The organism is Oceaniserpentilla sp. 4NH20-0058 (assembly GCF_040371755.1).
In the GTDB taxonomy this organism is placed as follows: Bacteria; Pseudomonadota; Gammaproteobacteria; order Pseudomonadales; family Oceanobacteraceae; genus Bermanella.
Map to the genome: position 1 here is coordinate 199,191 of NZ_BAABWE010000002.1, position 22,367 is coordinate 221,557.

Annotated in this window: 22 protein-coding genes; 5 read left to right on the forward strand and 17 right to left on the reverse strand. The window is 42.8% G+C overall.

Annotated elements, in window-relative coordinates; all coding sequences use genetic code 11:
* Window positions 1-36: 36 nt before the first annotated feature.
* The 3 genes from ABWV45_RS04110 to ABWV45_RS04120 form a co-directional block, all read right to left on the reverse strand.
* Complete coding sequence (locus ABWV45_RS04110) at window positions 37-900, reverse strand: crotonase/enoyl-CoA hydratase family protein (RefSeq protein WP_353348968.1); 864 nt, start codon at window positions 898-900, stop codon at window positions 37-39.
* A gap of 10 nt (window positions 901-910) precedes the next feature.
* On the reverse strand, window positions 911-1,912 hold the full coding sequence (locus ABWV45_RS04115) for an NAD(P)H-dependent flavin oxidoreductase (RefSeq protein WP_353348970.1): 1,002 nt from the start codon (window positions 1,910-1,912) through the stop codon (window positions 911-913).
* Window positions 1,913-1,982: 70 nt separating this feature from the next.
* The gene (locus ABWV45_RS04120; RefSeq protein WP_353348972.1) at window positions 1,983-3,149 is read right to left on the reverse strand and encodes a hydroxymethylglutaryl-CoA reductase; all 1,167 of its coding nucleotides are present in this window, start codon (window positions 3,147-3,149) and stop codon (window positions 1,983-1,985) included.
* Between the two features lie 120 nt (window positions 3,150-3,269).
* On the opposite strand from ABWV45_RS04120, the gene ABWV45_RS04125 reads away from it, so the two are divergent.
* Window positions 3,270-3,947 carry a Crp/Fnr family transcriptional regulator gene (locus ABWV45_RS04125; protein WP_353348974.1) on the forward strand — a complete coding sequence of 226 codons (678 nt, stop codon included), beginning with the start codon at window positions 3,270-3,272 and terminating at the stop codon, window positions 3,945-3,947.
* 16 nt (window positions 3,948-3,963) lie between these two features.
* Here ABWV45_RS04125 and dnaB read toward each other — a convergent pair whose 3' ends face one another.
* The 5 genes from dnaB to rpsF form a co-directional block, all read right to left on the reverse strand.
* Window positions 3,964-5,343 carry a replicative DNA helicase gene (gene dnaB, locus ABWV45_RS04130; protein WP_353348976.1) on the reverse strand — a complete coding sequence of 460 codons (1,380 nt, stop codon included), beginning with the start codon at window positions 5,341-5,343 and terminating at the stop codon, window positions 3,964-3,966.
* Between the two features lie 588 nt (window positions 5,344-5,931).
* The gene (gene rplI / locus ABWV45_RS04135; protein ID WP_353348978.1) at window positions 5,932-6,381 is read right to left on the reverse strand and encodes a 50S ribosomal protein L9; all 450 of its coding nucleotides are present in this window, start codon (window positions 6,379-6,381) and stop codon (window positions 5,932-5,934) included.
* Window positions 6,382-6,448: 67 nt separating this feature from the next.
* On the reverse strand, window positions 6,449-7,306 hold the full coding sequence (locus ABWV45_RS04140; protein ID WP_353348980.1) for a YybS family protein: 858 nt from the start codon (window positions 7,304-7,306) through the stop codon (window positions 6,449-6,451).
* A gap of 8 nt (window positions 7,307-7,314) precedes the next feature.
* On the reverse strand, window positions 7,315-7,542 hold the full coding sequence (gene rpsR, locus ABWV45_RS04145) for a 30S ribosomal protein S18 (RefSeq protein ID WP_353348982.1): 228 nt from the start codon (window positions 7,540-7,542) through the stop codon (window positions 7,315-7,317).
* A 15-nt stretch (window positions 7,543-7,557) separates the two neighbouring features.
* Window positions 7,558-7,980, reverse strand: a complete 423-nt coding sequence (gene rpsF, locus ABWV45_RS04150) for a 30S ribosomal protein S6 (protein ID WP_353348984.1) — start codon at window positions 7,978-7,980, stop codon at window positions 7,558-7,560.
* A gap of 248 nt (window positions 7,981-8,228) precedes the next feature.
* Between rpsF and ABWV45_RS04155 the strand changes: the two genes are divergently transcribed.
* Together ABWV45_RS04155 and ABWV45_RS04160 are read left to right on the forward strand one after the other, a co-directional pair.
* A complete protein-coding gene (locus tag ABWV45_RS04155) occupies window positions 8,229-9,434 on the forward strand; it encodes a serine hydrolase domain-containing protein (protein WP_353348986.1) in 1,206 nt (401 codons plus the stop codon).
* Between the two features lie 239 nt (window positions 9,435-9,673).
* Window positions 9,674-10,138 carry a YaiI/YqxD family protein gene (locus tag ABWV45_RS04160; protein WP_353349407.1) on the forward strand — a complete coding sequence of 155 codons (465 nt, stop codon included), beginning with the start codon at window positions 9,674-9,676 and terminating at the stop codon, window positions 10,136-10,138.
* Between the two features lie 52 nt (window positions 10,139-10,190).
* Here ABWV45_RS04160 and ABWV45_RS04165 read toward each other — a convergent pair whose 3' ends face one another.
* On the reverse strand, window positions 10,191-11,993 hold the full coding sequence (locus ABWV45_RS04165; protein WP_353348988.1) for a choice-of-anchor I family protein: 1,803 nt from the start codon (window positions 11,991-11,993) through the stop codon (window positions 10,191-10,193).
* A gap of 180 nt (window positions 11,994-12,173) precedes the next feature.
* Between ABWV45_RS04165 and ABWV45_RS04170 the strand changes: the two genes are divergently transcribed.
* On the forward strand, window positions 12,174-13,178 hold the full coding sequence (locus tag ABWV45_RS04170) for an AraC family transcriptional regulator (protein ID WP_353348990.1): 1,005 nt from the start codon (window positions 12,174-12,176) through the stop codon (window positions 13,176-13,178).
* 26 nt (window positions 13,179-13,204) lie between these two features.
* Here the strand turns inward: ABWV45_RS04170 and ABWV45_RS04175 are convergent, their stop codons facing one another.
* The 3 genes from ABWV45_RS04175 to efpL all read right to left on the reverse strand — a co-directional run bounded on the left by ABWV45_RS04175 (window position 13,205) and on the right by efpL (window position 14,896).
* A complete protein-coding gene (locus tag ABWV45_RS04175) occupies window positions 13,205-13,624 on the reverse strand; it encodes a cupin domain-containing protein (protein ID WP_353348992.1) in 420 nt (139 codons plus the stop codon).
* 12 nt (window positions 13,625-13,636) lie between these two features.
* Window positions 13,637-14,212 carry a hypothetical protein gene (locus ABWV45_RS04180; RefSeq protein ID WP_353348994.1) on the reverse strand — a complete coding sequence of 192 codons (576 nt, stop codon included), beginning with the start codon at window positions 14,210-14,212 and terminating at the stop codon, window positions 13,637-13,639.
* Window positions 14,213-14,320: 108 nt separating this feature from the next.
* Window positions 14,321-14,896 (reverse strand): elongation factor P-like protein EfpL, encoded by a 576-nt coding sequence (gene efpL / locus ABWV45_RS04185; RefSeq protein WP_353348996.1) that lies wholly within the window; start codon window positions 14,894-14,896, stop codon window positions 14,321-14,323.
* Between the two features lie 226 nt (window positions 14,897-15,122).
* On the opposite strand from efpL, the gene ABWV45_RS04190 reads away from it, so the two are divergent.
* Entirely contained in the window at window positions 15,123-16,799 is a 1,677-nt protein-coding gene (locus ABWV45_RS04190; protein ID WP_353348998.1) for a hypothetical protein, read from the forward strand.
* A 74-nt stretch (window positions 16,800-16,873) separates the two neighbouring features.
* Here the strand turns inward: ABWV45_RS04190 and trpC are convergent, their stop codons facing one another.
* The 5 genes from trpC to ABWV45_RS04215 all read right to left on the reverse strand — a co-directional run bounded on the left by trpC (window position 16,874) and on the right by ABWV45_RS04215 (window position 22,018).
* Window positions 16,874-17,674 (reverse strand): indole-3-glycerol phosphate synthase TrpC, encoded by an 801-nt coding sequence (gene trpC / locus ABWV45_RS04195; protein WP_353349409.1) that lies wholly within the window; start codon window positions 17,672-17,674, stop codon window positions 16,874-16,876.
* A gap of 25 nt (window positions 17,675-17,699) precedes the next feature.
* A complete protein-coding gene (gene trpD / locus ABWV45_RS04200) occupies window positions 17,700-18,737 on the reverse strand; it encodes an anthranilate phosphoribosyltransferase (RefSeq protein WP_353349000.1) in 1,038 nt (345 codons plus the stop codon).
* 148 nt (window positions 18,738-18,885) lie between these two features.
* On the reverse strand, window positions 18,886-20,616 hold the full coding sequence (locus ABWV45_RS04205) for a bifunctional protein-serine/threonine kinase/phosphatase (protein WP_353349002.1): 1,731 nt from the start codon (window positions 20,614-20,616) through the stop codon (window positions 18,886-18,888).
* A 53-nt stretch (window positions 20,617-20,669) separates the two neighbouring features.
* Window positions 20,670-21,113 carry a cyanase gene (cynS, locus tag ABWV45_RS04210; protein ID WP_502914658.1) on the reverse strand — a complete coding sequence of 148 codons (444 nt, stop codon included), beginning with the start codon at window positions 21,111-21,113 and terminating at the stop codon, window positions 20,670-20,672.
* A gap of 65 nt (window positions 21,114-21,178) precedes the next feature.
* Entirely contained in the window at window positions 21,179-22,018 is an 840-nt protein-coding gene (locus ABWV45_RS04215; RefSeq protein ID WP_353349004.1) for a formate/nitrite transporter family protein, read from the reverse strand.
* Between the last annotated feature and the right edge of the window lie 349 nt (window positions 22,019-22,367).

The window sequence follows — 22,367 nt, forward strand, 5'->3', positions numbered from 1 at the left end:
TATTTGATCAGGGTCTTTTTATAAATACTTAAGGGGTTATTCCCACCACGGATAAAAATCAGGCATATCCGTTGAGGCTTTCTCTTTAAAGTTTGGCGCACGTTTTTCTAAAAACGAGGCCACGCCTTCTTTTCCATCTTTTTGCGAGGCATAAAAAATAGATAAAGAATCAACATCATGGGCATCTCTTGGGTGAGGTGCGGCTGATAAACGTAACATCATTTGTCGTGCCAGTGCGATGCCTACTTGAGATTTCTGCGCGATGCTTTTTGCAATTTTCATGGCTTCGGCCATTGCCTCATCGTGAGGATGTACCGAGCGCACAAAACCAGCGGCTTTGGCGGCATCACCATCAAAAATATCACCTGTATACACCCACTCTAAAGCCTGACTTAAACCCACAATACGCGGTAAAAACCAACTGGAACATGCCTCTGGTGTAATGCCAATCTTTTCAAATACAAAACCAATCTTGGCTCGGTCAGTAGCAATTCGAATATCCATAGCCGCCAACATGGTTGCCCCAACTCCAACAGCGGCACCATTGATAACCGCAATCACTGGTTTTTTACATTCATAAATACTTAGGTTTACTAACCCCCCAGTATCGTTCACGCCTTCAATGATATCGTTGTTTTTCATATCTGACACAGTGGGAGTTTTCGACTCATCAAGACCAAAAACATTACCTTCGCGAGTTAAATCCATACCCGCGCAAAACGCTTTGCCTGCCCCCGTCACAATTATCGCGCTAACAGCATCGTCATCACTGGCACGATTAAATGCATGAATTAATTCATTAGCCATTTCAACGGTGAAGGAATTCATTTGCTCTGGACGGTTTAACGTGAGCGTTAAGACTAAATCGTTTACTTGATAATCCAGCGTATTGTATTGCATACCGTATCCCTTAAGCGTGAGCGAAGTGTAATTTGTAATGTTTATATTGTGCTTCCATGGCTTGCTCATATTCTTTGGCTAGTTGCGCCACTAAATCAGCACATGGCTGAACATTATGGATACTACCCACTCCTTGCCCTGCGGACCAGATATCTAACCAAGCATTTTTTTCACCGGAAGGTTTGGCGGCATCCACATCTAATTCAGCGCCAAAATCTAAATATTCCTTAGGCGTTAAATCATTTGGATCAATACCAGCATCAATAATACTTTGACGCATAAAACTGGCATTTACACCGGAAATTTTTGGCGTATAAACAATGTCTTTTGATGCACTGTCTAACAACATTTGTTTGTATTCAGAAACAACATTCGCTTCGGTTGTGGCTAAAAATCGGGTACCCATGTACGCAAGGTCAGCTCCTAACAGTTGCGCAGCAGCCACTTCATTCCCGTTAGAAATACAGCCTGATAATAAAACGGTTTTATCAAAAAACTCACGAATTTCTGCAATTAATGGAATCGGGTTGGTCGTACCAGCATGACCTCCGGCGCCATTTGCAACAGCAATCAAGCCATCCACACCGGCCTCAGCGGCTTTTTTACCATGACGTGCGTTAATCACATCATGAAATACTAACCCACCATAAGCGTGAACACGATCCACTAATTCTGCGGCAGCACCAAGGGAGGTGATGACTAAAGGGACTTCGTGCTTGATACACAATGCTAAGTCTTGTTGTAAGCGCGGGTTACTTTTATGAACAATGAGGTTTACACCAAATGGAGCCGCCTTCTTGCCAGAAACCGATTCCCATTGATGTAAAGCTTTTTTGATTTCAATAAGCCATGTTTCAAACCCTTCACTGGTGCGTTGATTAAGTGACGGGAAGGTGCCTATTATTCCTGCTTTGCAATTCTCAATAACAAGCTGAACACCACTGGCTAAAAACATAGGAGCTTGCACAACAGGCAAGCGTAAGCGACCTTCAAACGCGCAAGGTAATGACATGGTTATCTCTTATTTTTATTTTAAGAACTCTGATGACATATCATCAGAGTTCTTTAGCTTTTAGTTAAAATTAACGGTTACGACCAAGGGCGTCATGACTGGTTACCCAATCACCGGCAAGTACAGCCGAGCTTAAGGAAAGCTCGCCAGCCAATACGGTGGCACCAATGATTTCCGCTAATTTACGTGCTTTACCATTACCGTGGCAACCCATTACTTCTAAGCATTCTTTTTGCGTCGCCAATCCAGTTCCGCCACCAAAACTGGCGCAGATTAATGATGGAATGGTAATAGAAAGATAGTAATCACCGTCTTGAGTTAAATCTGCATAGGTTACCGCAGCTGACGATTCAGCTACGTTGGCACAGTCTTGACCTGTAGCCATAAATACCGCAGTAATACCATTAGCCGAATGCGCACCAGTATTCACAGCCCCTGCCATAAATGAGCCCACCTGACTAATAGCACGATGTCGATACATTTGCTCTGGAGTCACACCCATTAGCGATTTTAACTTTTCCGCCGGCACCGTCACTTCTGCGATAACTCGTTTGCCACGGCTGTGCAGTGTGTTAATAGCTGAGTGCTTTTTATCAGTATCCATTGAACCAGATAACACATAGCGAACCATTTTTTTGTTATTCGCTTTTATCCATTCACAAGCAACAAAAGTCGCTTTGCCTACCATGTTTTGGCCAGCGGCATCACCAGTGGTGAAGTTAAAACGTAAGTACAACATACGAGCCGCGGCGTATTTTTCTATATTGCGTAATTTACCAGATTTGGTAGTGGTTTCAGCGGCAGCTTTAATGCCTTCGAAGTTTTCATCAATCCACTCACCAAATTCACGAGCATCTCGGGCGTTTTCAAAAATGAAAACAGGCGCACGTTGCATGACATCGTCAACCACACTTACAGTCACACCACCTGACTCACTAATTAAACGCATTCCGCGATTATAACTGGCCACTAATGTGCCTTCAGTGGTGGCCATTGGCACATAAAAATCACCTTTTGCGTGCTCACCGTTAATAGTAACAGGGCCAGCCAAACCGATTGGCACTTGCGCCACACCCATGAAATTTTCTACGTTGCCCGCCGTCATACCGGGGTCGAACGAATACTGACCCACATGCTCAAGCTCACTGCCTGTCATTTCTTTTACAAACTCACGACGGTTTTTTGCCATTTCTACGGAATAGTCATTTTCTTTATCGCGTGGGATACGAACTGTCATACATCACCTGTGTTTAAAAACGTCATCAATTTGAAGGTGTATTGAGTATTTCAAATCAACAAGATCAATACCGTTAAAAATGTTACATTGTGGCTAAATTAATGTGCATAGAGTTTCACCATGCCCAGCAGCATTCTTAATCAGTTAATTGAAAGCGGTGTATTCCGTGACTTCCCTCAGGACGCCAAAGAAAAACTAGCTAAAATTTCGATCACTAAAACATGCTCAGACGGGCAAGTGATTTACCAAAACGGTGATGCGTCTGACGCCCTATATGGCGTACTGACTGGCGGTGTAAAAATCTCAGCTGAAGACGCTAACGGAAAATACTACCTGTATGGTGTATCTCAACCGGGTTTATGGTTTGGTGAAATTTCAGCATTGGATGGTCAACCTAGAGCGCAAACTGCTATCGCCTCAGGCCAAACCAGTTTGCTTAAAGTACCCAGAAACGGACTGCTAGAATTACTGGATAATGAGCCTATTTTATACAAATACTTTATGAAGGTATTTTGCCGACGCTTGCGTCATGCAGGACAAATATTGGAAGAAAGTGCATTTTTGCCGGTTTCAAAGCGCATTGCTAAACAGCTATTACGCCAGCATAAAATCACTCAACGACATAATGTCAAACTCAACCAAGAAGAATTGGCAGCTAGCCTCGGGGTCACTCGTCAAAGTGTGCACAGGGTATTAAAGGATTGGCAGCTAAATCAATGGATTTCAGTAAGCTACGGTAATGTTGAAGTATTAAAAGTAGACGCGCTGGAAACCTTTTTAGATTTAAGTGGCGAGTAACGCCACTTAAAAATCGTTACTCATCATCAAACTCACGCCCTTCGTAGAACCCCGGAGCGAGGTTTTCAAAGCGCGTGTATTTGCCAATAAAGGCTAGGCGGTCAGTACCAATTTCACCATTACGGTGTTTACCAATGATGATCTCACCAATGCCTTTGTCTGGGGAGTCTTCGTTATACACTTCATCACGATAGATAAACGCAATGATATCTGCATCCTGCTCGATGGCACCCGATTCACGCAAATCCGACATCACTGGGCGCTTATTAGGACGTTGCTCTAATGAGCGGTTAAGCTGAGAAAGCGCCACCACAGGGCAACCAAACTCTTTAGCAATGGCTTTTAACGAGCGCGAGATCTCAGAAATCTCTTGGGTTCGCCCTTCACTTTTACCCGCTACCTGCATTAATTGAAGGTAATCGACCATGACTAAAGCTAAATCGTTATTATTTTCCCGATATACGCGGCGACAACGGGCACGCATCTCTTGAGGGGTTAACGCGGCGGTATCATCAATATAAAGCGGTTTGTCTTTAAGCATATTGAATGCGGAGGTCAGCTTTGGCCAATCCTCTTCATCCAGCTTACCACTGCGCAACCGATTAGACGGAATTTTACCCACAGAGGAATACATCCGCATTAAAATGGCCTCTTTGGGCATCTCCATACTGAACACCAGTACAGGGCGACCACTTTGCAATAATGCATTTTCACACAGGTTCATAGCAAACGTGGTTTTACCCATGGATGGACGACCAGCCACGATGACTAAATCGGCGGTTTGAAAACCATTGGTACGCTTGTCTAAATCGGTGAAACCTGTGGTTAAACCCGTAAGACCGTCTTCCATATTGAAAAGCTCTTCAATCTTCTCGAGGGTACGGGACATAATCGGGTTAACGTGCTCAGGGCCGGAATCTTTTTTACCACCCCCTTCTGCCACTTCGGCAATGCGTTTTTCCGCATCACTAATCAAATCTAATGGATCTTGCCCCTTGTTGCTGTAAGCACTACCAGCAATGTCTGTGGCCGCTTCCGCTAAGCGCCTAAGCAAGGCTTTCTCTTTAACAATATCGGCGTAAGCTGAAATATTTGCTGCCGAGGGGGTATTTTCTGATAGGTCAGACAAATAGGCCAAACCACCAATGTTTTCTAATTCTTCAAGCCCTTGTAGCTCGTCACTCAGAGTTAAAACATCAAACGGTTTTTCTTTCTCTGCCAGTGTGCAAATGACCTGATAAATCAGCTTATGGCTATGACGATAAAAGTCATCGGCCTGCAGGCGCTCGGACACCACCTCAAACGCGCGGTTATCCAGCATTAATCCACCCAATACCGATTGCTCGGCATCCATGGAGTTAGGCGGCATTTTTAGATTTTCGACTTGCTGATCCATTGGGTGATTTTTAACCAAGAAGATACTGAAAAAGTGAGCGGTTTAGTTTGCCTTTAAACGCATGAAATTGCCAGTTGGTGGTAGTTAAAAAGGCTTAAGGTGTTTGTGCCTATAAAAGCTAAATTGGGCAATAAAAAAGCCTCAATGTTTTCACATCAAGGCTTCCTTATACATAGGCTTTTTAAAAGCTTGTCTTTTTTCAGCTGACCCGGCGTAGGTTATTTGCTCCCGCTCATTTAGCATTACTAAATAAGAAGATCTCAAACGCTCTACAACAAAGTCTGATGGGAAAAGCCGAGCTTCACACCTAAAATTTTTAATTTTCTAAGCGAATATTTTCATACTAGATCAAGGCGGATGAAATACCGACGGGCAGTGTATGAATTACATACTTAATATTCATAAAAAAACCCCAATGCATAAACATCAGGGTTCTTTAATTTACCTAGGCGTTTCAAAAGCTTGTCTTTTTTCAGCTGACGCGGCGTAGGTTGTTTGCTCCCGACGATTTTAGCAGCGCTAAATGAGGAGGGAGCGAACGTTCTACAACAAAGTCAGATGGGAAAAGCCGAGCTTTCTACCCAGCAATTACTCTTCAGGTACAACGTGTACAGTAAGAGCAGTAGTCACGTCAGCGTGTACTTGTAGCGTGATCTCGAACGTGCCAACAGTACGTAGAGGACCGTTTGGTAAACGGATCTCAGCTTTTGTCGCTTCGATGCCAGTAGAGCTGATTAGGTCAGCTAGGTCACGAGTACCGATAGAACCAAATAGCTTACCGTCTTCACCGGCTTTAACTGCTAGAGTCAACTCAAGTTCTTTAAGTTGTTCTGCACGTTGTTGTGCGCCCGCTAATTTCGTAGCCGCTTCTTTTTCAAGTTCAGCACGACGCGCTTCAAAAGTTTCAACGTTTGCAGCAGTGGCTGGAACCGCTTTCTTTTGAGGAATTAGGAAGTTACGGCCATAACCAGATTTAACGGTTACTTTATCGCCAAGAGAACCTAATTTAGCAACTTTTTCTAATAGGATTACATCCATTTTTAAACACCTTACAGGGCAAGACTTACGTCTTATTTATAAATGACTCAAGTAATTGAGCCTTGTGTTATGCCGTGTCATTTAGACGGTTTCGGAAATTGAAAACCAAATCCAGAAAAGCGACTAAAATTAGTAACGCGTACATATATGGCAAAAAGAACAAAAAGCTTAGATAAAAACCTATAAGCCATTGTGAACTTAATTGCCCCATGGCTATGACACCATGAACTAAACTAATTCCCATGATAAACATGGGCATTAGAATGATTGGCACCCAACTCCCTAAAAAGGGATTAGATCCACTCATTAAAAACACCCCAATTGCAAAAGCACCATACCAATAAGGTAATCGAAGGGTGTGAAACTCGGCTTTAAACCCGTCAGGGTTAAACAGCTTTGCTTGCCAATTACGAGCTAATAACAGCGCGCCGATGGCAAAAAGCTGTAGCATAGAGGCTACTGCACCTAGCAATATAGGGAAGATCCAAGGTTGTACCTGCTGGATCATTTGCGCACTCATGCGCTCCTCAAGAGCCTCATTATATTCTTTAGAGCCTTGCTCTAACACTCCGTACCATTTGGGGCTAAATTCAGGTAATAGCCAAATACAGGCCAAACCAGCAATAACGGAGATAGAGATAGCTTTAGGCAGTGACGCGCTTAATCTAAGCACACAGGCCATCACGGCACTGCCTAAAACCACCACAAAGATGGTGATATCTTGCTGAACAGCGTACCAAGCAACTCCTGGTAATAATGCCGCCAACAATATATTGAATCCTTTATTGAAGCCTTGGCTTAATATCACCAAGGCCACAACCGCTGCACTTACCCAATACATCAAGGGAAGTGCAGCAAACAGCACTGCCAAAAGTGCCGCTTGACGAGGTCCTTGCATACTAAAGCGTGCAATGGCTCCCATCATGCTACTGATTACTTATGTGCATCAGTGTATGGCAGTAATGCAACGTAACGAGCACGTTTGATCGCTGTAGCTAGCTGACGCTGATACTTAGCTTTAGTACCAGTGATACGGCTAGGAACGATTTTGCCAGTTTCAGTTACGTAACCTTTAAGTACATCAAGGTCTTTGTAATCGATCTCGGCAACACCTTCAGCAGAGAAACGGCAGAACTTACGACGACGGAAAAAACGAGACATAATCTATCCTCCTAATTATTCAGCGTCAGCAGCAGGAGCCGCTTCTTCTGTTGTTTCAGTTGCTGGAGCTTGTTCAGTATCTTCACGACGAGGACGCTCATCACGACGATCTTGACGGCTTTCAGCAGCTTTAATTGGAGACTCGCCAGTTACAGCATCTTTAGTACGAATAACCATGCTACGGATAACAGCATCGTTGAAACGGAAAGTGTTGTTTAACTCAGCAAGAGTTTCGTTATCACATTCGATGTTCATAAGAACGTAATGTGCTTTGTGGATCTTTTGGATTGGGTAAGCCAAGTGACGACGGCCCCAGTCTTCAAGACGGTGGATTTGACCACCAGTTTCTTTGATAGAGCCAGTGTAACGCTCGATCATAGAAGGTACTTGTTCGCTTTGATCTGGGTGTACCAGAAATACGATTTCGTAATGACGCATATTATATGCTCCTTATGGGTTGATAGCCTTCCAACAAGGGCAAAAAGCCAGCTAGTAAAAGGCAAGGAGTCCTACCGTTCCAAGTTGGAAAAATAGGGGCGCGCATTATGAACAAAAAAACAACAAATAGCAAGCAAGTGGAATCCCTCTATATTCAGTCAAAAGTCGCCGCTGTCCGACTTTCACTCCCATTAATCATTAAATTAGCGGTAAGCTAGGTACACAATAAAAATAAGGATTCTCACCCCATGGGTAAATACATTCTCCGCACGTTAGGCTCGCTGGTACTGGTTGTTGTTATTCTAGCTCTTATCTACCAAACGGAGCTGCGCCAGCTTTACAATACTGTTCATTTATTTGATACCGACCGTATCGTCACAAACTTCTCTCGTTTGAAGGATATGGCACCGACTAAAGTACTCTTCTCAAATGACTCGATTCGCAGCCTAAATCCAATACCCAGACAGTTACCACGCAGCTTTATGTATAAAGGGGAAGAAATAACCATTGCTAAGTGGTTAGAAGACTCCAACACAACCGCATTAGTGGTAATCCAAGGGGAAAACCTTTTACATGAACAATATCTTCAAGGTACAGGAGAGTTTGATCAGCGAATTTCTTGGTCTATGGCAAAGTCCTTTTTAAGTGCATTGTTTGGAGTTGCCGTTGCAGAAGGTAAGGTTCCCGACCTTAATGCCGCGGTTACCGATTATGTACCAAGTCTGGTTGGCAGCGGCTATGACGGTATCTCCATTAAGAACGTTCTACAAATGAGCAGCGGCGTGTACTTCAATGAAGATTACGGCGACTTTAACAGTGATATTAACCGATTTGGCCGCATTATGGCCCTAGGTGGCAGCTTCGATGATTTTGCCACGTCATTGACCCAAGACCCTCTGCACGAGCCGGGTAAATTTATGCACTATGTGAGCATTGATACTCATGTTCTCGGTATGGTGTTAAGAGCGGCCACGGGCAAAACAATTATGGAATACATGCAAGAAAAGCTATGGAGCAAACTGGGTGCCGAATCAGACGCGTATTTCATTACGGACAGCACAGGTGAGCCAATGGTATTAGGTGGTCTCAACATGATCTCTAGAGACTATGCCCGTATGGGCATGTTGTACCGTGATTTTGGCCAATATAACGGCAAACAAATCATCGAAAAGCAATGGGTCATTGATAGCACAACCCCTGATGCTCCTCATCTAATGCCGGGGCCAAGAGCAAACGCCTCGCGCACTTTAGGTTATGGCTATCAATGGTGGCTACCAATTAACCCTGACCAAGAGTTTATGGCGGTGGGGATTTATGGACAATTTATCTTTATAGACCGGAAAAAGGATTTAGTTATCGTAAAAAATAGCGCCGACAGACATTTCATGGAGAATAATTTTCAAAGCACAGATTTGTCTATTTCTGCCTTTAGGGCTATCTCTGAAAGCCTTTAACAAACTTGATTGAAATAAAGCGATTAAGCTTAAGCATACAAAGAAAATAATACGGCAACCTATGTCGTATTATTTTAACTTAATATGAATGAACCCTAACCCGCCAGCAAAAAAACGCTAACCTTAGCCGCACCGACTTTAAGCCGCCATTGGCGATATACTGGCGTGTGACATTTTTAACCAGCTTATTATGCTAAAGTACGCCCAATTACACTATTTATTTGAGACCACTCAATATGATGAAAATTTGGGTCGATGCCGATGCCTGCCCAGTGGTGATTAAAGAAATCTTATTCAAAGCTGCCAATCGAACAAAAATCCATACAACGTTATTGGCTAATCATAATATGTCTGTTCTTAAAAGCCCTTACATTCATTTTTCGCAAGTGAGCCAAGGGTTCGATGTGGCGGACAATGAAATTGTTGAGCGTTGCCAAGTGGGTGACCTCGTGATCACTTCAGATATTCCATTAGCCTCGGACATTATAGACAAAGGCGGGTTGGCACTGAGCTCAAGAGGAGAGGTTTTCAGTAAAGAAAATATTAAAAGCCTGCTAAGTATGCGTGATTTTATGGATACCATGCGCTCAAGTGGTGAGCATACTGGCGGGCCGGCTCCTATGAATCAGGCGGATCGACAGCAGTTTGCAGCTCAACTGGATAAAATTCTTACGCGTCACTTACAATCCCAGCCAAAATCTTAGGCAAAAAAAAGCCCGCATCAAACGATGCGGGCAGCTCAGAGTCTTATTATTATTATTTATTGTTAGCGGTTTCTTCTTCAAACTGAATTTCGTAAACAGTGGTCGTACCTGATACTTCATTACCAACTGCAATGTAGTGTTTCTCATTGCGCGTGTAATACTCAATAGATTCAGGGCCTAAATCACCTGCAGCAGGGTTATATTCATCATTGTCACAATCAGTGCCATCAACCGCTGTGCAAATATCAGCGGTGAAATCACGATTATTAATGTAGGTTAATAATTTTGATTCAGCCGGATTCGTCACATCGTATGCGGCTATTCCCCCTTGACGTTCAAGACCAATAAATGCGACTTTTTTATCTAAAATACTGGCCACCTCAATGGCTTCTGGTTCAACACCTTTATCATCTGAGCGATCATCATTATCTTGATTGTCATTGCTCACGTTAAAGTGGCTGGTGGTATTAGCAATTTTAGAAAGCTCATCACCTGAATCAAAAACTTGCTCTGCGTTCATATTCCAAATTGAAAACGAACGTGCCCCAAAAATATGAACCGTCTCATTGGCTGCAATATCCATATCATCTGCAATGACTTTTACACGACCAATGGCATTTTTATTGGCAATGGTACCGTCTTCACCATAAACCGACTCATTCATGAGAGGGTGAGCTGGATCGACGTTTAAGTTTTTACCACGGGCTTCGTCAGTGTAAGAAATACAGTCGTCTTCTTCTGTGGTGTATTCTGGGTCTGTGGAGGCAAAGTCATCTCCATCCCAAGTATGATTAGCACTTTCACATACAGATTGCGTCGTCTCGTAAACATACTCACGACCATCACCTTCATTTGCACTAATGATGTAAGTCGCGCCATCCACTTCGAATGAAGCTAAGCTGTCAGGCATGTAATAACCAGCCAATTGCGGATAGCTGGCGTAGGTTAAGGTTTCATCTTTATTGGTTAAATCAAGCTCATAACCTTGGCCACCATCAGCAACCGGTGCCCAGCTTTTCTCACCTAATCCTTTAATGGATTCAACGCTTGCAGTGGCTATATCAATAATGGCAAATGCGTTGTTTTCTTGAAGCGCCACGACCGCTTTGTTTTCAGTGGTGATCGTAATGTATTCAGGCTCTAAATCTTGTGCCACTGATGCACCAAAAGGTGATGGCAGACGAACATTATTTAGCTCTGAATGGCGGCTCTGTCCTTGATTAAACGCTTTAAAGTCAATTTGCGTGACCACTGCATTGCTATTTGATGTGCCTGAAGAGATATTCACAAGAGTCACAGACCCTTCTGGGTCTACTGTGTAATCGCCACTTGGCTCCCCTTCATTTGCAACAACAATGAAATTAGCGTCGTCCGTCATGGTAACCATGTCTGGCAGAGCACCTGCCGTAAAGGTATTGATCAATGACAAGTCATTGCTGTCGTATAACGCGATGATGCCATTACCTTGTTTATTATCGTTTTCAATGGCGACTGCCACTAACGCATCTTTAGCTACCACTGAATTAGCCGCACCTATGCTAATACCTGCATGAGTTGCTGCCGCCTGAAGGTTAATGGTTCCGTCTTTTAGTGGAATACCTGAATTATCAAAGCGTAAAATATCGATGGTTTTATCTTCAGCATTGACCACGTACAAGCGGTCTGTCGTTTGATCATACGATACGATTTCAGCGGATGAAGTATCGAATTCATTACCTGATACATACGTGCCGACTACTTCAAGATTAAGAGCCGAAAAGGTTTTAGTTTGTTTGTTGTCATCACTATCGCTGCCGCAACCGGTCAATACGGTTAAAGTGGATGCAAGCATAATTGGTAGTACTGCTGGTTTCATGAATCTCTCCCCTAATAGTTGCAGGTAAGATTAATGGTCAATTATGACTTTTCATTGACACTAATATTTCGTATTGGTGTTAGTTAAGTGACAGTTGAGTCATATTATTTGAAGAGAAATACACAAAACCATATGGCTATAGTACTATTGATCGATAATGAATACAGGTTCACTTATTGTATGAAAACGTCCACTATCGCCAGTCACTATGTAAGAGCCGCCCTTGCGGGGGCAAGCGCCCAAGGGCGGGATATTGAGTTTCTGTTACAAAAAGCAGGCATAGGAAAAGAAGTGCTGCACGCACCAAAAGCCAGAGTGTATCCAGACAAAATGGCCAATTTACTGCGCACGTTAGTGAATGAGCTACAAGATGAGTTTTTGGGACTGGGCCATAAACCCTCTCCACCGGGTAGTTTTGAAACCTTACTTCAATTAATTGTCCCCTGCTCAACGCTTCAAGAAGCATTACAAATGGGTACTCGCTTGTATCGTTTATTTGATCAAGCCATTCATATCAACTTTGAACCCACTCCAATGGGCGGCGTGCTCGCCGTCAATCAACATTACCCATGCCTAAATAAAAACCAATATCTGACCGAGCTGCAATTAGTGTTATGGCATCGAATATGCTGCTGGCTAACAGGCAAGCGCATTCCTATTCGCTGCTCTGAATTTGCTTATGATAGGCCCAGCCATGCAGATGAGTATCCGTTTTTCTTTTATGGGGAAAACCGCTTCAACCAAGCAAGAACTCAAATCCACATTGATCAACAACACTTAGATTTACCCATAATCAGGCATCGCAGTGACTTACCAGAACTGATGGAAGAAGCTCCATATGTGTTTTTAGTAAAACCCAATAACACCGCCAGTATTAATGCACAAATTCGTCGAATTTTAGAAAAGCACCAAGGAAAAGATTTACCGGATTTAGAAAACGTAGCAACCCAGTTAAATATGAGTGCCACAACACTACGTCGTCGATTAAAAACAGAAAATACGTCATTCCAAGCTATTAAAGATCAAGTGCGCCGAGACCTGGCCATTTGTTATTTAAGTGATCATACATTCAGCATTAATGAAATTGCTTTAAAGGTGGGCTTCACCGAACCAAGTACATTTCATCGGGCGTTTAAAAAGTGGACTGGGATCACACCGGGGGATTACCGATCAAGCGAAGCTTAATAAAAAAGAGGCTTGTGCCTCTTGTTTTATGGGTTGCAGTGTTGATGCTCTGGGTCTTTATCAGGGAAAACCGTATTAGGGACCCCCTCGGCTCCTGCATAAAATACAATAATCTCAACCGGTCCATCAATAGGGGTGCCTTTATGAACGGTGCGCATTACTTCAACCGCAGGGTCGCCCTTTTTCAAGATCGTGGTTTTACCCTCTTTGGTTTCTACTTTTAATGTGCCTTCCACCACGTAACCAAATGTGGGGACTGGGTGGCAATGAAATGGGACTTCATCGTTCGCTTCAAAACGTAATTTCACCGTTGTAATCTCTGCCTGCCCTTGTGGGTATTCAATCGCACCACCATCCCAAGACGTGGTGGACTGTAAAAGAACATCAGGTTTTGCTTGAACAACACTGCCAAGCAATACCATCATTAAAATAGATATTAATTTCATATTAAAGCCTTTCTATTTAATTGCCTGCCAGCTCATGACACCGTCAAACTCTTTGCAGTTTTCCATGGCGTTTTTAGCATCAAGCATATAAACCTGCTGAGCACTGGAGACTGGGTACGTTAAATAATCGGAACACTGAGCACTTTGACCATTGCCCACCACAACCTTTGTGCCCGCTTTTAAATCACATGTGACCATTTTATCCAGTGGCGACCATTGGTAACAGATTTCAAAATCCGAACGGTACTGAGCTATCTTGCCGCTAGGGACATTAAATGCCCACCATTGGCCAAATTGGCTATTAGGGTTTGTGCTGTTCCATGCACGATAAACCGTGACTTGTGCATTGGCTTTACTTTGATAAACCTGACCTTGGCATAACTTACCTTTATTAGGTTCTCCTAACGCGCTTTGTAATAACCCGTCATCTTCAATGGCCATAAACGATTCAGTTAACTGTGCAGGCAATGCGGTAGAGCCTTCACAAGCACTTTCTAACACAACTGCAGTGGGTTCGTTTTCTTGCTTTTGAAAACTTGAACAGGCGGACAATAAAACTGCGCTCAAACCAATGATTATAAGCTTCACATGCATTCCTTTTTTCATTTTATTCTTGCTGAGCAATGTACCGATATATAACAAAAAAGGCACACCTTTTCGGGTGTGCCTTTTCATTAGGCTAATACTTTTTCAGTATTATTTGGCTTCTGCGCGACCCATGAATTTACGTTCTTCAACGTTAATTTTAATGCGTTCACCTGAGGAAATATGTTCCGGTACTTGTACGACTAAACCTGTGGATAATGTAGCAGGCTTGGTACGCGCCGTTGCAGAACCTCCTTTTAGAGACGGGTCCGTTTCGGCAATCACTAATTCAACGGTTGATGGCAAGTCTAACGCCACAGGCATGTCGTTTAAAATTAACACCATTAGCCCTTGGATATCTTCAGAGATAAACGGAAGCTCATTTTCGATGGCTTCTTTGTTTAAGCTATAAGATGAGTAATCTTCACTGTCCATGAAAACGTATTCATCGCCATCAGCGTAAGAAAAAGTAGAAGGTCGACGGATTAAATCCGCAAGGCTTAACATGTCAGAGTCTTTAAAGGTTTCATCTACCTTACGATTAGTCACCACATCGTACATACGCATACGGTACAAACTGCCACCGGCACGGCCTTGCGGCACAGAACGCTCAATATCACGAACAATATAAGCACTGCCATCGTACTCAACGGCGGTATTACGCTTGATTTCACTGGCTTTAGGCATAATTCAAAACTCTAATATCAAAATTTGGCAACATTATAATAGAATAAATTAAGCAAAGATAACCAAAAACACGATCTAGATAGCACCATCAAATATTCAAATTACGTTTAAAGCTGTGTACTTATTAGACTAAATATTTGTAAACCTATTTCTGAATAGTAGATGTTTGCTTTTTTCATTACATACACATAAATTGTTCACATAATCGACAAGACTGGACTTTATCATGAGAAACCCCTTATTTATCTTTCTATCGTCATTGGTTTTTTTAACCGGCTGCATTGATATTGGAGGCGATGATGATGAGGACGAAACCAGCACTGAATATTACGGGTATTTCATCGATAGCAGTGTCACTGGGCTGAGTTATTCCCCCCATGATGACTATGAATGGACTCAAGGCAATGGCCGCTTTTTTTATACCCCTGACAGCAGTACCGAGTTCTCAATTCTTGGTTTAGTACTGGGCAGTGCCACCGTGGATAGCGACAACCCGGTGGTCACACCTGCAACGTTACTAGGTGAAGGGAGTTTAACCAAGGATGAAATGGCAACACTACTCGCTGGCGATACCGCCTCAGCACAGGCCATTAAAAATCAACTGGTACTGCTGCAAACACTTGATTTTGATCAAAATACAGACAACGGTATTGACCTGCCTATCCCACGAGAAGCAGACGCAGAATTCTTACCTGCAAAAGACGCCTTAAGTGATTTGGATTTAACTCTAAGTAGTTCTGCTTTCGCCAGCGCCCTTAATGATAAATTAGAGTTATTTAAAACAAATGGCACTGTTAAACAAACTTCTGTGGTTATCAGTGAAGAAAATGCAGTCGCACACTTTTTACAAACGTTAGAAGACTTAGAAGCCCTTGCGGAATATGAGGGTCGTTGGGGCATGCGCAGTGGTGGCAACGGAGACATGAGCGCCACCTATATTTTTACTGGGCTTGATATTGCTCTAACTGAATATGAAGGATGTCCCGGACAAATGTACGGCGCCTCGATAGAAACGTTAAAAGCATTTTGCTCCACACCTGTGGACATTGAGCAAACCTTTAGCACAAACGGTACTCAGCTAATTCTCGAAAACGACGACATCAGTGATACTTGCCTAACCCTTTCTGCCAATAGTCATGAAATTTTTGCTAGCTGTGAGTTTCAAGGTTCTGGCCTTGGCAGTGAAATCATTCGCTTACAACGGGCACCATTAGCGTTCAATAACAATGCCTTGCATAGCCAATACACGGAGTTAGTGGCTGGTGATAGTGGCACAACCACGTTTAATTTTGATACTGAAAATAATACAGGGAGTTACTCAAGTAGCGATGAATCGGGGAATATTACTTGGTCATTTATTAATGACGGAGAAGCATTACAATTTACAACTGATTTTGATGACACCACTCATCAGTTTAACTACAAAGGTTTTGTGAAAGGTAGCTGGTTAGCAAATCTTAGTGGTTCTACGGCGGTTACAAATATCCTTCGCAATGTCGAAAACACCACCAACGCAACGTTACTCAAAACCTCTGGCTTTTTTGGCGTGTTTGATTTGACTCCAGGTAGCGCCACCGAAGGGGAATGTAAGGAAGTGCGCATTGGAAGCACGATTAATAACCAAAACAACCAAATCACATTTGAAACCTATGAAAATGCCAGTGGTAATACTTACAGTTGTGATTACCCGACAAATTGGGGTGACCTTGAAGATGGAGTAGAGCCTACTAATACTGAAACATTTACCATCACTAATAATTATTTAGAAGCCACAACCGAAGGTGATGATCGCCGCTGTTATTTATTAGGCATAGATGATTACGAACTGGATAACCTGTACGTGGCTTGTGAAACGTCCGGTAATCATGGTGTATTTGAAATTGAACTATGGCGCGGTTTGTAAGCAGGAATACAAATAAAAGTAACAAAAAAGGTGAGCTATGCTCACCTTTTTTGTGCCTGAACAATACGATTCAACTAAGAATAAAACAACGCCTTTAATTGCGCACCGGGGTCATCAGCACGCATAAACGTCTCGCCCACTAAAAAGCTATGCACATTTTTATCGCGCATAACTTTCACATCATCTGAGCCAAAAATACCGCTTTCTGTTACGAGTAATGTGTCTTCTGGCACCTTAGGTATTAGGTTAAATGTGGTATCTAATGTTAAATCAAAGGTATGCAAATTACGGTTGTTGATACCTAGAATATTTGGCGGTAAATCCATAGCACGTTCGAATTCTGCTTCGTCGTGTACCTCAACTAATACATCCATACCTAACTCTAACGCGCAGTGGTTAAGCTCTTTCATTTGATTATCCGAAAGGGCTGACACAATTAACAATACACAATCCGCTTCAATGGCGCGCGCTTCGACCACTTGATAAGGGTCTACTATAAAGTCTTTACGAATAACCGGTAGGTTACAAGCTTCACGGGCTTGTTTTAAATAGTCTTCACTACCTAAAAAGAAGTCAGCATCTGTCAGTACTGACAAACAGGCCGCTCCTGCTGCTTCGTATGATTTTGCAATTTCAGCCGGAACAAAATGTTCGCGTAACACCCCTTTACTAGGTGAGGCTTTTTTAATTTCAGCGATGACCGCTGGATCACCAGCGGCTATTTTGCTTTCTAAAGCCTTTTTAAAACCACGGGGTGCATCAGCGTGTTTAGCCTGTGAGGCCAGTTCATTAATGGAAATATTGGCCGAGCGTTCTTTCACCTCTTGCCATTTTCGATCAATGATTTTTTTTAAAATTGTTGGGGTATTGTTCATCACTACACAATTCCGATAAGCGCCGTTAGGCTTCTAAAAAGACGCGAGAAAATGCCGCCAATTCATTTAATTTTTCTAATGCTAAGCCGGTTGAAATAGCATCTTCCGCCATGGATACACCTTCAACCAAGCTCGATGACAAGTTAGCCGCATAAATAGCAGCACCGGCATTCAAGGCGATTAGGTCAGCGGCTTTAACGCCGTTTTCAGTTTCACGCTTACCAAGGGCATCTTTAATTAAAGCTAAACTTTGTTCGGCGCTTTCCACGCTTAAGCCAATTAGGCTTTGGCTTTTAATACCAAAGTCTTCTGGTTTTATGGTGTACTCAGTGACGTTCCCGTCTTTTAATTCGGCTACACGGGTTTCAGAGGCAAGACTAATTTCATCTAGGCCATCTTGAGCGTGCACCACTAACACATGTTGAGAACCTAAGCGGCCTAACACCTCAGCCAAAGGCTTACATAAGTCCCCATTAAATACACCCAGTACCTGATTCGGTACACTGGCGGGGTTGGTAATGGGCCCAAGCATATTAAAGATGGTACGCATGGCTAATTCTTTACGAGGGCCAATAGCATGTTTCATGGCACCATGATGAGCAGGGGCAAACATAAAGCCTACGCCAATTTCTTCAATGGCTCGACCCACTTGAACGGCGTCTAGGTTTAGATTCACACCGGCTGCCTCTAATACGTCAGCACTGCCCGTAGTAGAAGACACACTGCGATTACCATGCTTGGCAACCTTACCACCGGCGGCGGCCACCACAAATGCCGCAGCCGTGGATACGTTAAAGATGTTGGCCCCATCACCACCTGTACCACAGGTATCCACTAAGTTATCCGCCTTAATGTTCACCGGTGTGGCCAGCTCACGCATGACACGGGCAGCACCTGTAATTTCATCAATGGTTTCCCCTTTCATGCGAAGGGCCACCAAAAAACCACCAATTTGCGCATCTGAGGCTTCACCGGTCATGATGGTTTTCATCACGGAAGTCATTTGCTCTTCGTTTAAATTCTGGCCTGACACCACTGCATTTAAGGCTTGTTTAATATCCATGGGAGAATCCTTAACCATGAGAAAAACGGCTAAATCCACCGTTTTCAGCTCTCAATTCATTCATAAAAAAGTGCGCTCACTATACCAGCACCGCCCCATGGCTCCAAGCGGGTGTGATATTTATGAGAAGTAGGAAATAAAGAAGGGGTTACAAGTACAACTGGTAAGCTAAATACAGAGCTAAACCAAGAAGTACAGCAGATGTCCCCTGCCAGAAAGCCACTGGATTTCGCTCAAGCAGAGGACCTTTTGACTGAGTGATCATTTTTTCACTAGGATGACGTAAATCGTAAATAAATTCGGATAATTCCTGATAACGCATATGAGGTTGAACATTCAAGGCTTTTTTCAGCACGCTATCCACCCATATAGGTATGGATCGCTTATCGTCTAATACACTTTGATAATTCAGTTTTAACTGGGCTGCTCGTGAAGTACAGCGGGCCACTTCTGCTCCATAGGGTAAACTCCCCCTTAGCATTTGATAGGTAATTACCCCTAGAGAGAAGATATCTGATGCCGATGTGCCTGATTCACCTAGAAAGTATTCTGGGGCCATATATTGGGCCGTGCCCAAACTTTCGAAACGCATCAAAGGAGTGTCGATTTCTGAAATACCCGCAACCTTAGCTGCGCCAAAATCGATTATCTTAACTTGCCCATGGGTATCGATTAATATGTTTTCAGGGCGTAAATCTTGATGCAACATTTCTAAGCGATGGAATGCCTGCAGGCCTTTAGCAATTTGTTCAACTATGCCCCTGACCGTTTCAATGTCTGGCTTGGGGTTGTCTTTCATCCACTGTGTAAGGGTTTGGCCGTCGATGAATTCCATCACGCTATAGATATAGCTTTTTTTATCTTGATTTGGGGACTTTAAAACATGAGGGTTATCAAGGCGCTGAGCGATCCAATCTTCCATTAAAAATCGATCTAAATATGCGGTATCGTCTTGCTGTTCAACCGATGGGGTTTTAATCACTACTTTTGTGTGTTCATCATCCACATGGCAAGCTAAGTGAACGTGGCTGCGACTGCTAATGTATAACGGACGTATAATTTTCCATTGGTCAATTATGCTTCCTTTATCTAAAGCAGGTGCAAAGGGTAGCTCTGTCAATTGCTCGTATAGCTCTTGCTCACTTTGTTGCGGTAATTGATCAACGCTAATAATTTGAATGGATACATTATCATCACTGCCATTTTCTAATGCTTGATCAACAAATGATTTGGCTAATGCATTATGGTTTTCAAAAGTACTCGCTAACGATTCTTTAATATATGCCTGACTTAGAAATTCATACACACCATCAGTCATTAATAAAAATACATCACCTTGTTCTAAGGCTTGGGATTGATAATCTAAATCCAAATAAGATTGCATGCCCATCGCACGACTTAAATAATTTTCATGCTCAGATAATCGAACGCGATGATCTTCGGTAAGGCACTCTAAATTATTGTCACGTAAGCGATAGATTCGACAATCACCCACATGAAACAAATGGGCAGTAGTAGACTTTAAAATAATGGCGCTGAGTGTACAGACAAAGCCTTTATTAAAGTCTTCTCGATACTGGCTTTGACGAGTTTGGCTGTATAACCAAGAATTAGTGGCATGAAGGACTTTATTAACGCTGGTTTTCACCGACCACGCCTGAGATGTACAGTAATAATCTTCAAGTATTGCTAACACAGATGCTTGAGCGGCATCTTGGCTCACTTGCGAACTACTGATGCCATCCGCTAATGCGACAGCAATGCCTTTTGTCATTAGCAAATTATCGTCAGGTATCTGCACACCATGGAAGTCCTGATTCATAGGCTTAACGCCTTTATCTGAATATTGACCAACTTGAATGGATAATTGCTTTGCCATGGCATACCTAAAGAAATGCCAGCTTCAACTGGCATTAATAATGGATAGAAAAATTAGTATGTTTTATACGGAAGGAATTTACCACTCATGGTGATGGAAACACGATCCCCTTTTGGGTCCTCTTCACGCTGCAAGTCCATATTAAAATCAATGGCACTCATGATACCGTCACCAAATTCTTCATGAATCAGCGCTTTGAAAGTCGTACCATAAACATTAATCAACTCATAAAAACGATAGATTAAAGGATCCGTCGGTACGGAAGTAGGCAAAGACCCTTTATAAGGAACTACCTGTAATTGAGCCACCGCTTCTTCTGGTAGATCTAGCATTTCCCCTACGGTTTTTGCTTGTTGCTCGGTTAATGTCATTTGACCTAGTAAGGCAGCAGTGGACCATTCTTTACTATGGCCGATGGCATCTGCCAACTGTGGCCAAGTTAATTGTTTTTTCTGTTTCTGTAATACGATTAATTCGGTTACTTCATCACGAGTCATTTCGATCACCTTTCATGTGGCCAAAAGAAAAACCGCCTTCAATGAAGGCGGCTTAGTGTTTTTAATTAAGCAGTAGCTGGTTTTTCAGCAGACTCAGGTAGCGGACGCTTAGCACCCGTACGAACGTGAGTGGTATAAAGAGTTAGACCAGTGAAGGCTAAACCACCAACTAGATTACCAAGTGCTGTTGGGATTTCATTCCAGATGAAGTAATCCGCTACAGAGAAGTCACCACCCATGATGATACCGAATGGGAATAGGAACATGTTTACAACAGAGTGCTCAAAGCCCATGAAGAAGAACAAGAAGATTGGCATCCACATAGCAATTACTTTACCGCTTACGTTCGTAGAAATCATTGCACCTACTACACCTAAAGATACCATCCAGTTACACAGCATGCCGCGAATGAAAATGGTAAACCAACCTGCAGTTCCGTGTTCGGCATAACCCAATGTACGTGATTCACCAATGCTTGCGATTTTAGCACCAATGGCACCTGCATCAATGTTATAACCATAAGTGAGTATAAATGAGATCATAAAGGCCACAGTTAATGCACCGGCAAAGTTACCAACAAAAACCAGCCCCCAGTTTCTTAATATTCCTTTAACAGTAACGCCTGGACGTTTATCTAATAAGGCTAAAGGCGTTAACACAAACACACCGGTTAACAAGTCAAACCCCATTAGATAAAGCATACAGAAACCAACTGGGAACAAAATTGCACCAAGTAGGAAAGATCCGGTTTTAACTGCAATGGTTATTGCAAAAACAGCAGCCAGAGCCAAAATAGCACCAGCCATAAAACCACGAATAACAGTATCACGTGTCGACATGAACACTTTCGCTTCACCGGCGTCCACCATCTTTGTGACGAACTCGGAAGGCATTAAATAGGACATATTGTCTTTCTCCTAGAGGATTGTATTTACATTTTTATATAGCGGACCGCGGGGACACGTTCCTGTCTGATAAGGGTTTTGCAACAAGTAGACCAATAATTAAAAACCCTTATAAATTAAAGTGTTTTTTATAAAAGGCTTATTTTTAGTGGGATTTTTGTGTGATATGAGTTCGTTTTCACCTTCTCTAGCACAGGTATGGTGCAAATAAAAACAATGCAAATTTCGATGCCTTATATTCGTGCGACGAGGCACCAAAACAAGGAAAAATACAATTTCAGTTTGCACAAAAACAATACTAAATAAGAAATTTCGCCCTAAAAGAGGATTTTAGGTTAGATGCTTATGA

Coding starts and splice junctions, on each gene's coding strand:
- efpL (WP_353348996.1), bottom strand. CDS start 14,896: ATGCCTAAAGCCAGTGAAATCAAGCGTAATACCGCCGTTGAGTACGAT.
- ABWV45_RS04190 (WP_353348998.1), top strand. CDS start 15,123: ATGAGAAACCCCTTATTTATCTTTCTATCGTCATTGGTTTTTTTAACC.
- rpsR (WP_353348982.1), bottom strand. CDS start 7,542: ATGTCTCGTTTTTTCCGTCGTCGTAAGTTCTGCCGTTTCTCTGCTGAA.
- trpD (WP_353349000.1), bottom strand. CDS start 18,737: ATGGATATTAAACAAGCCTTAAATGCAGTGGTGTCAGGCCAGAATTTA.
- rplI (WP_353348978.1), bottom strand. CDS start 6,381: ATGGATGTAATCCTATTAGAAAAAGTTGCTAAATTAGGTTCTCTTGGC.
- ABWV45_RS04160 (WP_353349407.1), top strand. CDS start 9,674: ATGAAAATTTGGGTCGATGCCGATGCCTGCCCAGTGGTGATTAAAGAA.
- ABWV45_RS04155 (WP_353348986.1), top strand. CDS start 8,229: ATGGGTAAATACATTCTCCGCACGTTAGGCTCGCTGGTACTGGTTGTT.
- ABWV45_RS04140 (WP_353348980.1), bottom strand. CDS start 7,306: ATGATGGGAGCCATTGCACGCTTTAGTATGCAAGGACCTCGTCAAGCG.
- ABWV45_RS04215 (WP_353349004.1), bottom strand. CDS start 22,018: ATGTCCTATTTAATGCCTTCCGAGTTCGTCACAAAGATGGTGGACGCC.
- ABWV45_RS04110 (WP_353348968.1), bottom strand. CDS start 900: ATGCAATACAATACGCTGGATTATCAAGTAAACGATTTAGTCTTAACG.
- ABWV45_RS04170 (WP_353348990.1), top strand. CDS start 12,174: ATGAAAACGTCCACTATCGCCAGTCACTATGTAAGAGCCGCCCTTGCG.
- ABWV45_RS04125 (WP_353348974.1), top strand. CDS start 3,270: ATGCCCAGCAGCATTCTTAATCAGTTAATTGAAAGCGGTGTATTCCGT.
- ABWV45_RS04165 (WP_353348988.1), bottom strand. CDS start 11,993: ATGAAACCAGCAGTACTACCAATTATGCTTGCATCCACTTTAACCGTA.
- ABWV45_RS04115 (WP_353348970.1), bottom strand. CDS start 1,912: ATGTCATTACCTTGCGCGTTTGAAGGTCGCTTACGCTTGCCTGTTGTG.
- dnaB (WP_353348976.1), bottom strand. CDS start 5,343: ATGGATCAGCAAGTCGAAAATCTAAAAATGCCGCCTAACTCCATGGAT.
- rpsF (WP_353348984.1), bottom strand. CDS start 7,980: ATGCGTCATTACGAAATCGTATTTCTGGTACACCCAGATCAAAGCGAA.
- trpC (WP_353349409.1), bottom strand. CDS start 17,674: ATGAACAATACCCCAACAATTTTAAAAAAAATCATTGATCGAAAATGG.
- cynS (WP_502914658.1), bottom strand. CDS start 21,113: ATGACTCGTGATGAAGTAACCGAATTAATCGTATTACAGAAACAGAAA.
- ABWV45_RS04120 (WP_353348972.1), bottom strand. CDS start 3,149: ATGACAGTTCGTATCCCACGCGATAAAGAAAATGACTATTCCGTAGAA.
- ABWV45_RS04205 (WP_353349002.1), bottom strand. CDS start 20,616: ATGGCAAAGCAATTATCCATTCAAGTTGGTCAATATTCAGATAAAGGC.
- ABWV45_RS04175 (WP_353348992.1), bottom strand. CDS start 13,624: ATGAAATTAATATCTATTTTAATGATGGTATTGCTTGGCAGTGTTGTT.